General features: G+C 68.2%; 9 protein-coding genes. 7 read left to right on the top strand and 2 right to left on the bottom strand.

Features of this window, described 5'->3' with window-relative positions; all coding sequences use genetic code 11:
- A partial coding sequence (gene dnaK / locus Q8K84_RS01825; RefSeq protein WP_305280014.1) for a molecular chaperone DnaK occupies positions 1 to 1,422 on the top strand: 1,422 nt, incomplete at its 5' end.
- A 163-nt stretch (positions 1,423 to 1,585) separates the two neighbouring features.
- The gene (dnaJ, locus tag Q8K84_RS01820; protein ID WP_305280012.1) at positions 1,586 to 2,746 is read left to right on the top strand and encodes a molecular chaperone DnaJ; all 1,161 of its coding nucleotides are present in this window, start codon (positions 1,586 to 1,588) and stop codon (positions 2,744 to 2,746) included.
- A gap of 20 nt (positions 2,747 to 2,766) precedes the next feature.
- On the opposite strand, the gene Q8K84_RS01815 is transcribed toward dnaJ, so the two are convergent.
- Complete coding sequence (locus tag Q8K84_RS01815) at positions 2,767 to 4,311, bottom strand: NAD(P)/FAD-dependent oxidoreductase (RefSeq protein WP_305280011.1); 1,545 nt, start codon at positions 4,309 to 4,311, stop codon at positions 2,767 to 2,769.
- 197 nt (positions 4,312 to 4,508) lie between these two features.
- Here Q8K84_RS01815 and mutS point away from each other — a divergent pair, with 197 nt between their 5' ends.
- Together mutS and Q8K84_RS01805 are read left to right on the top strand one after the other, a co-directional pair.
- Positions 4,509 to 7,190 carry a DNA mismatch repair protein MutS gene (gene mutS, locus Q8K84_RS01810; RefSeq protein WP_305280010.1) on the top strand — a complete coding sequence of 894 codons (2,682 nt, stop codon included), beginning with the start codon at positions 4,509 to 4,511 and terminating at the stop codon, positions 7,188 to 7,190.
- A 62-nt stretch (positions 7,191 to 7,252) separates the two neighbouring features.
- Entirely contained in the window at positions 7,253 to 7,858 is a 606-nt protein-coding gene (locus Q8K84_RS01805; RefSeq protein WP_305280009.1) for an HAD family hydrolase, read from the top strand.
- A 4-nt stretch (positions 7,859 to 7,862) separates the two neighbouring features.
- Here the strand turns inward: Q8K84_RS01805 and Q8K84_RS01800 are convergent, their stop codons facing one another.
- Positions 7,863 to 8,849, bottom strand: a complete 987-nt coding sequence (locus Q8K84_RS01800; protein WP_305280008.1) for a D-glycerate dehydrogenase — start codon at positions 8,847 to 8,849, stop codon at positions 7,863 to 7,865.
- Positions 8,850 to 8,922: 73 nt separating this feature from the next.
- Here Q8K84_RS01800 and Q8K84_RS01795 point away from each other — a divergent pair, with 73 nt between their 5' ends.
- The 3 genes from Q8K84_RS01795 (at position 8,923) to fabB (ending at position 11,296) form a co-directional block, all read left to right on the top strand.
- The gene (locus tag Q8K84_RS01795) at positions 8,923 to 9,477 is read left to right on the top strand and encodes an SH3 domain-containing protein (RefSeq protein WP_305280007.1); all 555 of its coding nucleotides are present in this window, start codon (positions 8,923 to 8,925) and stop codon (positions 9,475 to 9,477) included.
- Positions 9,478 to 9,545: 68 nt separating this feature from the next.
- Positions 9,546 to 10,058, top strand: a complete 513-nt coding sequence (gene fabA / locus Q8K84_RS01790; protein ID WP_305280006.1) for a 3-hydroxyacyl-[acyl-carrier-protein] dehydratase FabA — start codon at positions 9,546 to 9,548, stop codon at positions 10,056 to 10,058.
- Positions 10,059 to 10,081: 23 nt separating this feature from the next.
- The gene (gene fabB / locus Q8K84_RS01785; RefSeq protein ID WP_305280005.1) at positions 10,082 to 11,296 is read left to right on the top strand and encodes a beta-ketoacyl-ACP synthase I; all 1,215 of its coding nucleotides are present in this window, start codon (positions 10,082 to 10,084) and stop codon (positions 11,294 to 11,296) included.
- Positions 11,297 to 11,330 lie beyond the last annotated feature (34 nt).

The raw sequence follows: 11,330 nt of genomic DNA, 5'->3' as shown, positions 1-11,330 counted from the left end.
GCCGGCCTGGAAGTCCTGCGCATCATCAACGAGCCGACCGCCGCGGCCCTGGCCTACGGCCTGGACAAGAACGACGGCAAGAAGATCGCGGTCTACGACCTGGGCGGCGGCACCTTCGACGTCTCGATCCTCGAGATCGGCGACGGCGTGTTCGAGGTGAAGGCGACCAACGGCGACACCTTCCTCGGCGGTGAGGACTTCGACCTGCGGATCGTCGACTTCCTGGCCGACGAGTTCAAGAAGGAGACCGCCACCGACCTGCGCAACGACAAGCTGGCCCTGCAGCGCCTGAAGGAAGAGGCCGAGAAGGCCAAGAAGGAGCTGTCCTCGACCGCCCAGTACGAGGTCAACCTGCCCTTCATCTCGATGAACGCAGCCGGTCCGCTTCACCTGAACATCAAGCTCTCGCGCTCCAAGCTCGAAGCCCTGGTGGAAGACCTGGTGATGCGCACCATCGGCCCCTGCGATCAGGCGCTGAAGGATGCCGGCCTCAAGAAGTCCGACATCGACGAGGTGATCCTGGTCGGCGGCATGACCCGCATGCCCAAGGTCGTCGAAGCGGTGAAGGAGTTCTTCGGCCGTGAGCCCCACAAGGGCGTGAACCCCGACGAGGTCGTGGCCCTGGGCGCCGCGGTCCAGGCCGGTGTCCTGCAGGGCGACGTCAAGGACGTGCTGCTGCTGGACGTCACCCCCCTGACACTGGGCATCGAGACCCTGGGCGGGGTGTTCACCCCGCTCATCGAGCGCAACACCACCATCCCGACCAAGCGCTCGCAGACCTTCTCCACGGCCGACGACAACCAGTCGGCGGTGACCATCCGGGTCTTCCAGGGCGAGCGCCCGATGGCGACGGACAACAAGCTGCTGGGTCAGTTCGACCTGGTCGGCATTCCGCCGGCGCCCCGGGGCATCCCGCAGGTCGAGGTCACTTTCGACATCGACGCCAACGGCATCGTCAACGTCCAAGCCCGCGACAAGGCGACCGCCAAGGAGCAGTCGATCCGCATCCAGGCCAATGGCGGCCTGTCGGACGCCGACATCGAGGCCATGGTCAAGGAAGCCGAGTCCAACCGGGCCGAGGACGAGAAGCGCAAGGCCGTCGTCGAGGCCAAGAACCAGGGCGAGGCGGTGGTTCATTCCACTGAGAAAGCCATGGCCGAGCACGGCGACAAGGTCTCCGGCGACGACAAGACCGCCATCGAGACTGCTCTTGCGGACCTAAAGTCGGCCCTGGAAGGGGATGACGCCGAGGCCATCTCGACCAAGACCCAGACCTTGATCCAGGCCTCCATGAAGCTTGGCGAGGCCATGTATGCGGCCCAGCAGGGCGCTTCGGGCGAGGCTCAGCCCGAGGCCGGCGGCGACGACGTGGTCGACGCCGAGTTCGAAGAAGTCGACGGCGACGACAAGAAGTCGGCGTGAGCATGAGCCCCGCGGCGCGGCGTCTCCCCCTTCGCCTTAGGGCGGGGCCGGGCGAGCGCCCCGGCGGCGACGGCGATGAGCGCCCCCGGTCCAGTTCGCATCTTGCGGCGGACCGGGGGCGTGCCCACCTAAATCTCCACAATCATTCAGACACCTGACGCGCATGCGGGACTATTACGAGATCCTGGGCGTGAGCCGCGGCAGCGATGACGCCGTGCTCAAGGCCGCCTATCGCAAGCTGGCGATGGAGCACCATCCCGACCGCAATGGCGGTTGCGAAGACTCCGCCACCCGCTTCAAGGAGATCAACGAGGCCTATTCGATCCTCTCCGACGCCCAGAAGCGCGCGGCCTATGACCGGTTCGGTCACGCCGGCGTCAATGGCGCAGGCGGTGGGGGCGGCCCCGGCGGGGCGGGCTTCACCGACGTGCACGACATCTTCAACGAGGTGTTCGGCGACGTCTTTGGCGACATGTTCGCCCAGGGCGGTCGTGGCCGTCGCAGCGGACCGGCGCGGGGCCAGGACCTGCGCTACGACCTCGAGATCACCCTGGAGCAGGCCTTCGCCGGCGCCGAGGTGGAGATTGTGGTGCCGGCCGCCATCACCTGCGAGGCCTGTGACGGTTCAGGCGCCAAGCCTGGCACCAGCCCGACGGTCTGCGGCGGCTGCGGCGGCGCGGGCCGCGTGCGGGCCAGCCAGGGCTTCTTTTCGGTGGAGCGCACCTGTCCCCGCTGTGGCGGCACGGGCCGGCTGATCCTCGATCCCTGCGCCACCTGTCATGGCCACGGCCAGGTTCGCAAGGAGCGCACCCTGCAGGTTCGCATCCCCGCGGGCGTGGATGACGGCGCCCGCATCCGTCTGGCTGGTGAAGGCGACGCCGGCGGCCGGGGCGGACCGCGAGGCGACCTCTACATCTTCCTGTCGGTGACCCCGCACGAACTGTTCGAGCGCGATGGCCTCGACCTGCTCTGCACCGTGCCCGTGCCTATGGCCGTGGCGGTGCTGGGGGGCGAGATCGACGCCCCCTGCCTGATGGGCGGCGAGAACTGCGACGGCAATTGCAAGATCCCGGTGGATGTCCCCGAAGGGGCCCAGACCGGCAAGACCCTACGCCTGAAGGGCCGCGGCATGCCCTCCCTGCGCTCCCGCGAGCGGGGCGACCTCGTGGTGGAGATCTTTGTCGAAACCCCGACCCGCCTCAGTCCCCGCCAGAAGGAGCTGATGGCCGAGTTCGCCGAACTCAGCGGCGAACAGACCCACCCCAAGTCCTCGTCCTTCGTCGGCAAGGCCAAGCGCTTCTGGGAAGAAATGACCGGCGGCTGAGGCTGGCCGGCGGCCGCCCCTTACTCCGCGGCCTCCACCGCCCGGGCCGCCGCGGCCGGCTGGTCGTCATAGCGGAAGACCGGGCCGTCCAGATCAATGGTCGGGATCTCAGCCCGCTCAGCCCAGTAGTCCTGGGTGTGACGCCATTCAGCGCCGTCGCCGCACTTGGGCATCTTGTCCATGTCGCGCATGAGATAGCCCGGATTGAAGTTGTCGGGTTCGATCCAGGGCCCCCGGGTCATGGTCGCGGCGGCCTCGCCCGCATCGACCATCACCTTCTTGACGCCCTTGGTCTTCATATGACCGATCAGCCGGGCCACGAAGTCCCCCATCAGGTCCACCCGCAGGGTCCAGCTGGCGCGGAAGTAGCCGAACACCCAGACGAGATTGGGCACGCCGGTGAACATCATGCCGCGATAGGTCAGGGTGTCGCCAAAATTGACCGGCTCGCCGTCCACCTGGAAGGGGATGTCCCCCATGACCGACAGGCGGAAGCCCGTGGCGGTGATGATAATGTCTGCCTCCAGCAGGTCGCCGGATTTCAGCAGAATGCCGCCTTCAACGAACCGCTCGATCTGGTCAGTGACCACCGAGGCCTTGCCCGAGGAGATGCCCTTGAACAGGTCGGCGTCCGGCACAAAGGCCAGGCGCTGCTGCCAGGGGCGGTAGCTGGGGGTGAAGTGCTTCATGTCGTAGCCCTCGGGAAGGACGGCGGCGACGTTTTTGAGGATCTCATCCTTCACCGCGTCGGGATATTCCCTGGCCATGTGGGCGAACATGCCCTGGTCCTTGAGAATGCGGCGGCGGACGATCTCATGGGTCCACTCCTCGGGCACCTCCAGCTCGCGCAGGGTGTCGGCCAGTTCGTTGGCGTTGCGCCCAGTGGCGAAATAGGTCGGTGAGCGCTGCAGCATGGTCACATGCCCGGCCTTTTCGGCCAGCGCCGGCACCAGGGTCGCGGCCGTCGCGCCCGAGCCGATCACCACCACCTTCTTGCCCGCATAGTCCAGGTCGTCCGGCCAGGTCTGCGGGTGGATGATGGGGCCCTTGAAGTCGGCCATGCCCGGCCACTCCGGCGTATAGCCCCGGTCGTGGTGGTAGTAGCCCTGGCACATCCAAAGGAAGCCGCAGGTGAAACTCACGGCCTCGCCGGTGGCGGACTTCACCGCATCCACGGTCCAGAGCTTTTTCTCGCTGGACCAGGCGGCGTTGGTGATCTTGTGGCCATAGCGGATATGGCGGGCCAGATCGTTCTCTTCGATCACCTCGCCCATATAGGTCAGGATTTCCTGAGAGGTGGCGATCGGCGCGCCGCGCCAGGGCTTGAAGCGGTAGCCGAAGGTGTAGAGGTCGCTGTCGGACCGCACGCCCGGATAGCGGTGGGTCACCCAGGTGCCGCCGAAGGTTTCCTTGGATTCCAGGACCACGAAGCTCGAGCCCGGCGACTGGTGCGTCAGGTGCCAGGCCGCGCCGACCCCGGAAATCCCCGCCCCCACCACCAGCACGTCGAAATGCTGAACCTCCGACGTCGCCGGCGCCTTGCGCGCCACATCCACGCTGGTCATGGAATACCCTCTTCTCTTGTCGTTCCCTGTCGCCAGTATCTGCGCCTGGCGATCTACGATCCCTGTTGGTCATCAAGTTAGGTGATCGCCGATCACTTGGCGAGAGGGGAATGGAGGGGCGCCCTTGAGGCCTCGAAGGCCTCCGGGCGCTGCGAAGGGATGACCGAATCCCCCCGGCCCGCTAGCTTGGCGGCCTCATGAACGCCCCCTCCCCCACCCTGCCGGATGCGGCCGGCGCCACGCCGGTGATGGCCCAGTTCTTCGAGGCCAAGGCCGCCCAGCCTGACGCCCTGATCTTCTTTCGCATGGGTGACTTCTACGAGCTGTTCTTCGAGGACGCTCAGAGGGCGGCCGCCGCACTCGGCATCAGCCTGACCGCCCGGGGCAATCATGGGGGCCAGCCCATTCCGATGGCGGGGGTGCCGGCCCATGCGGCCGAGGCCTATCTGGCAAAGCTGATCCGCGCGGGCTTCAAGGTCGCCGTCTGCGACCAGATGGAGGACCCTGCGGAGGCCAGGAAGCGCGGCTCGAAATCCATCGTCCGGCGGGAGATCGTGCGGGTGGTGACGCCGGGCACCCTGACCGAGGACGGCCTGCTGGACGCCCGGGGGGCCAATCGCCTGGCCGCCGTGGCGATCCGCGCCGGCCAGGCGGCCATCGCCTCAGTGGAGCTATCGACGGGCGAGGTCGAATGCCTGGCCCTGGACGCGGCGGGCCTGGCCTCGGCGCTCGCAGCCCTCGCGCCCTCGGAGATCCTGGTTCCTGACCGTCTGTTCGCCGACTCAGCCGCGGCCGAGGCCTTGCGCAGCGTCGGCGGCTTCGTCCAGCCCATGCCGCAGGCCCTCGCTGAACCCTCGGCCTCGGAGGCGCGGCTCAAGCGGCTCTACGGCGTCGACACCCTGGACGGCTTTGGCGCGCTCAGCGGCGCGGAGATTTCCGCGCTGGGCCTCATCGCCGCCCACCTGGAGACCACCCAGGCCGGACGCCTGCCGGCCCTGTCGGCGCCCCGTCGGCTGGGCGAGAGCGAGGTCATGGCCATCGACCCGGCCACCCGCACCAGCCTGGAGATCGAACGCAGCCTTTCCGGCGGCCGCGAGGGCAGCCTGCTCGCCGCCATCGACCGGACCGTCACAGCGCCCGGCGCCCGGCTGCTCGCCACCCGTCTGGCCAGGCCCCTGGTGGAGCCGGCGGCCATCGACGCCCGCCTGGATGCGGTGGCCTTCTTCTGTGCGCGCCGCCCCCTTCGCCAGGATGTGCGCGCGCGCCTGAAGTCCATGGGCGATATGGCCCGCGCCCTGTCGCGGCTGGCCCTGGGGCGCGGCGGGCCGCGAGACCTGGGCTGCCTGCGCGATGGCCTGGCCGCCGGCGGCGCCATCACCGGCCTGTTCGCCGCCCCTGAGCCCCTGGACCCCGCCCCGCCTCCGGAGACGGCGAGTGCGCTGGCCGCCCTGGACCTCGCCGTCCAGCCCGGACTGTCAGAGCTGCGCGACATGCTGGCCGCGGGTCTTGGCGACGACCTGCCGGCCCAGGCCAGGGATGGGGGTTACGTGGCGGCCGGCGTCCGCCCGGAGCTCGACCAGGCCCGCGCCCTGCGCGATGACAGCCGCAAGGTGATCGCCGGGCTTGAAGCCCAGCTGGCCCGCGAAAGCGGCGTCGCCCTGAAGATCCGCCACAACGCCGTCCTCGGCTATTTCGTCGAGGCCAGCGCCAAGGCCGCCGAGCCCCTGATGAAGGCGCCCCTGAACGCCACCTTCATCCACCGCCAGACCCTGGCCAACCAGGTCCGCTTCACCACCGTCGAACTGGCCGAGCTGGACGCCAGGATCGCCCAGGCCGCCGAGCGGACGCTGGCCATGGAGGTCGCCACCTTCGAGGCCTGGCGCGAGGCCGCCTGCCGGCAGGCCCAGGCCATTCAGGCCGCCGCCTTCGCCGCCGCCAGCCTGGACGTGGCCTCAGGCCTCGCCGAATGGGCCGATGAGGCCGGCGCGACGCGGCCGGTCGTGGATCGCTCCTGCGCCTTCGAGGCCACAGCGGCGCGTCATCCGGTGGTCGAGGCCGCCGTTCGGCGAACCGGCGAGCCCTTCACCCCCAATGATTGCCGCCTGGATGGGGCCGGCGCAGGGGCCGCCAGGCTCTCCATCGTCACCGGACCGAACATGGCCGGCAAGTCCACCTTCCTGCGTCAGAACGCGCTGCTCTGCGTGCTGGCGCAGGCCGGATCCTTCGTGCCGGCCCAGGCCCTGCGGCTCGGCGTGGTGGACCGCCTGTTCAGTCGGGTGGGGGCGGGTGATGATCTGGCGCGGGGCCGCTCGACCTTCATGGCCGAGATGGTCGAGACCGCCGCCATTCTCACCCAGGCCACGCCCAGGTCCTTCGTCATCCTCGACGAGATCGGCCGGGGGACTGCGACCTATGACGGCCTGGCCATCGCCTGGGCCTGCGCCGAGGCGCTGCACGAGACCAACCGCTGCCGCGCCCTGTTCGCCACCCACTACCACGAGCTGGCGGTGCTCGAGGACCGGCTGGCCCACGTCGCCAACCTCTCCATGCGGGCCAAGGAATGGAAGGGCGACCTTATTTTCCTGCACGAGGCCGGCCCCGGTCCCGCCGACCGCTCCTATGGCGTCCAGGTGGCCAAGCTGGCGGGCGTGCCCGCGCCCGTGGTCGCCCGCGCCCGCCAGGTGCTGGAGCGCCTGGAGCGCGAAGCCGGCGCGCCGGCTCATCTGGAAGACCTGCCGTTGTTCGCCCTGGGCGTCGCCGAGCCGGAGACCCATGGGCCGAGCGCGGTGGAGGCGGCCCTGCGCGACCTCGACCTGGACGGCATGAGCCCGCGGGAAGCCATGGACGCCCTCTACCGGCTCAAGGGGCAACTTTCCTAGGCTGTCGCCACCTCGTCACAGGTGCTCGGGTAGGAAGACGCCCGGACACAGGAGCCCTCCCCATGACCGTTCGCACCTTGATGATTGATGTGGACGGGGTGGTGATCCGCCATCCGGAAGGTTTGCGCTGGGACCATGACATCGAGGCCGATCTGGGCGTCGATCCTGCGAGATTTCAAAGCGCCTTCTTCGCCATCCACTGGCCCGATGTGATGGCCGGGCGGGCGGGCCTGCACGAGCGGCTGGCCCTGGCCCTGCCGGACTTCGCGCCCCACCTGACGCCCGAGGCGCTGACCGCCTACTGGTTTTCCAAGGACGCGCACCTGGACCAGGGGTTCCTGGATCAGCTGAACGCCCTGGGCGGCCAATACGGCCTGCACCTGGCCACCGTGCAGGAACACCTGCGGGCGGCCTATATCTGGAACGCGCTGGGCCTGAAGGACCGCTTCGCGGCGATCCACTATGCGGCCGACTATGGCTGCGGGAAGCCAGATCCAGCCTTCTTCGAGGCGGTGGCGGCGCGTACCGGCCATGCGCCGCACGAGCTTCTGCTGATCGATGATTCGCCGCGCAATGTGGACGCCGCCAAGGCCTGCGGCTGGCGCGCCGGCCTCTGGGACGGGACACGGAGCGTGGCCGAGGTCATCAAAGAGGCGGAAGCCGGCTGAGGCCCTACAGCATCGCCGGGATGACCCGGTCGGGGGGGCGGTGGCCGTCCATCCAGGTGCGGATGTTGATGATCACCTTCTCGCCCATGTCCACCCGGCTCTCCACGGTCGCCGAACTCATATGCGGCAGGAGGACCACATTGGGCAGCTTGAGCAGCTTGGGGTTCACAGCCGGCTCGTGCTCGAACACGTCGAGGCCGGCGCCGGCGATATCGCCCTTGGCCAGGATGTCGATCAGGGCGTCCTCATCGACGATCTCGCCCCGGGCGGTGTTGATCAGGATGGCGTGGGGCTGCAGCAGCTTCAGTCTCCGCGCTGACAGCAGGTGGAAGGTGGCCGGCGTATGCGGGCAGTGGATGGAGATGAGGTCCATCCGGGCCATCATCTGGTCGAGGCTGTCCCAGTAGGTGGCGCCCAGCTCTTCCTCGAGGCGAGGGCTGACCGGTTTGCGGTTGTGATAATGGATCTGCAGGCCAAACGCCTTGGCCCGCCGCGCCACGGCCTGGCCGATGCGGCCCATGCCGACAATGCCCAGACGCTTGCCGGTGACCCGGCGGCCCAGCATCCAGGTGGGGGACCAGCCGGTGAAGCCCCCCGACTGCACCACATTGGCGCCCTCGACGATCCGCCGGGCGACGACCATGATCAGGGCCAGCGTCATATCGGCGGTGTCTTCGGTCAGCACCCCTGGGGTATTGGTCACGCTGATGTTTCGCGCCGAGGCGGCGGCCACGTCGATGTGGTCGACGCCGGCCCCGAATGAGGCGATCAGCTTGAGCTGCGGCCCAGCCTGGGCGATGAGATCAGCATCGATTCGATCGGTGATGGTGGGCGCCAGCACATCGGCGCGTTTGACCGCGTCCAGCAGGGCGTCACGACTCATCGGCTCATCCGAAAGGTTGAGCTCGGCGTCGAACAATTCTCTCATCCGGGTCTCCACCTGGTCGGGGAGCTTGCGGGTGACGATGACTTTGGGCTTACGGGCGACCATGACCGAGTCTGAGACGGGAACCTTGCGGCGGGGCGCCGTGGGCGCGCGAGCTGCAACCTGTAGCAAAGGGACCTTGCAGGGCCAAGGCGAGCCTTCAATCGCGTCGCGATCTCCGGGCCTGACGCCTCGGCGATGGGCGCTTGTCGGACTGGCGCTGACGGCGCTGGCGCTCGCAGACCCCGCCTTCGCCCGGGAGGCGGAGGACACGCCGTCGGGCTTTCCGGTGCCCCGCTACCTGTCGCTGAAGTTCGACAAGGTCAACGCCCGGGCGGGTCCAGGCGACGACCACCAGGTCCTCTGGGTCTATCGTGTCCGCGGCCTGCCGGTGCAGATTGTCGCCGAAACCCGGGAATGGCGGCGAATCTGCGATCCCGAGGGCGGCCTGGCCTGGGTGCATCGTCGGGTCATCGATGGAAATCGCACCGTGATGTCCCTGGGGACGGCGCCCGTGGCCCTGCGTCGTCGACCGAGGCCCGAGGCCGAGATTACCGCCTATGTGAACCCCCGATCCATTGCGGCGTTGGACAAGTGCGACAAGGGTTGGTGCCGCCTGAGCCTCGAAGGCGTCCGCGGGTGGACCCCGCAAAACGAGGTCTGGGGCGCCGCCGCCCCCATCCAATGTCGTTGAGCCGCGCCTTGGCCTCGTGCTAGGCCCTCACCCTACTTTTGTTATCGCCCGGACTGAAAAGGCGGCGCATGACCACTCACGAGCCCAAGAGCCGCTACGAACTGGAAGACCTGCTGGCCTGCGCCCGCGGCGAGATGTTCGGCCCCGGCAACGCCCAGCTGCCGGCCCCGCCCATGCTGCTGTTTGATCGCATCACCACGATCAACAGCGACGGCGGCGCCCACGGCAAGGGCTATATCGAGGCCGAATTCGACATCAATCCCAGCCTCTGGTTCTTCGACTGCCACTTCATCAATGACCCCGTCATGCCCGGCAGCCTGGGCCTCGACGCCATGTGGCAGCTGGTCGGCTTCTATCTCGGCTGGATCGGCGGCAAGGGGCGCGGCCGCGCGCTCGGCTGCAACGAGGTCAAGTTCGCCGGTGAAGTCACGCCCAACATCAAGACCGTGACCTACAAGGTCGAGATGAAGCGGGTCATCAACCGCCGGCTGGTCATGGGCATTGGCGACGCCGTGCTCGAAGCCGACGGCAACGTGATCTACACCGCCAGCGACCTTCGCGTCGGGCTTTATCAGCGCTGAAGCGCCAGGAAACGGGAGCGAATATGCGCCGCGTCGCCATCACCGGTATCGGTATCGTTTCGTCGATCGGCAAGACCGCCGAGGAGGTTCTCGCCTCCCTGCGCGAGGCCCGCTCAGGCATTACGGCGGCGCCGGAATATGCCGAGCTCGGCTTCCGCAGCCAGGTTCACGGCGACCCCGCCATCGACTGGGAATCCCTGGTCGACCGGCGCGCCGCGCGGTTTCTGGCGCCCGGCACCGCCTATGGCCACATCGCCATGGAGCAGGCCATCGCCGATTCGGGCCTCAGCCCCGACGAGGTCAGCCACGAAAAGACGGGACTGATCGTCGGATCTGGCGGCCCCTCCACCAAGGTCATCATCGAAGCCGCCGAGACCGCGCGCACCCGCGGCCCCAAGCGCATCGGTCCGTTCGCCGTGCCCAAGGCCATGAGCTCAGGCGCCTCGGCGACCCTGGCCACCTGGTTCAAGATTCGCGGCCTGAACTTCTCGATCTCCTCGGCCTGCGCCACCTCCACCCACTGCATCGGCTCGGCCTATGAGCAGATCCAGCTCGGCAAGCAGGACGTGATGTTCGCCGGCGGCACCGAGGAGCTGGACTGGAGTCTTTCGGTCCTGTTCGACGCCATGGGCGCCATGAGCTCCAACTTCAACGACCGCCCATCCACCGCCAGCCGGGCCTATGACGAGGCCCGCGACGGCTTCGTCATCGCCGGCGGCGCCGGCGTCGTGGTGCTGGAGGAATGGGAGCGGGCCAAGGCGCGCGGCGCGAAAATCTATGGCGAAATCATCGGCTACGCCGCCAATTCCGACGGCTTCGACATGGTCGCCCCGTCGGGCGAAGGCGCTGTACGCTGCATGAACCTGGCCATGGAGGGCCTGGGCGGGCGGAAGATCGACTATCTGAACCCGCACGGCACCTCGACGCCGGTGGGCGACACCAAGGAGATGCAGGCGGTGCGCGACGTGTTCGGCAAGGCTGCGCCGTTCATCTCGTCGACCAAATCCCTGACCGGCCACAGCCTGGGCGCAGCTGGCGCACAGGAGGCGATCTATTCGCTGCTGATGCTGAACAACGACTTCATGGCCAAGAGCGCCCATATCGAAAACCTCGACCCGGCCTTCGCCGACATGCCGATCCTGATGGATCGCCGGGACGGGGCGTTCGAGACGGTGATGTCCAACAGCTTCGGCTTTGGCGGCACCAATGGCTGCCTGGTGATGGCCCGGGCGGACTAGGTCCGGCCAAATCTACGATTCGACAGAACGGCGA

The sequence above is a fragment of the Phenylobacterium sp. genome, from assembly GCF_030679875.1.
Lineage (GTDB): Bacteria > Pseudomonadota > Alphaproteobacteria > Caulobacterales > Caulobacteraceae > Phenylobacterium.
This window is presented reverse-complemented; position numbering and strand designations above follow the sequence as displayed.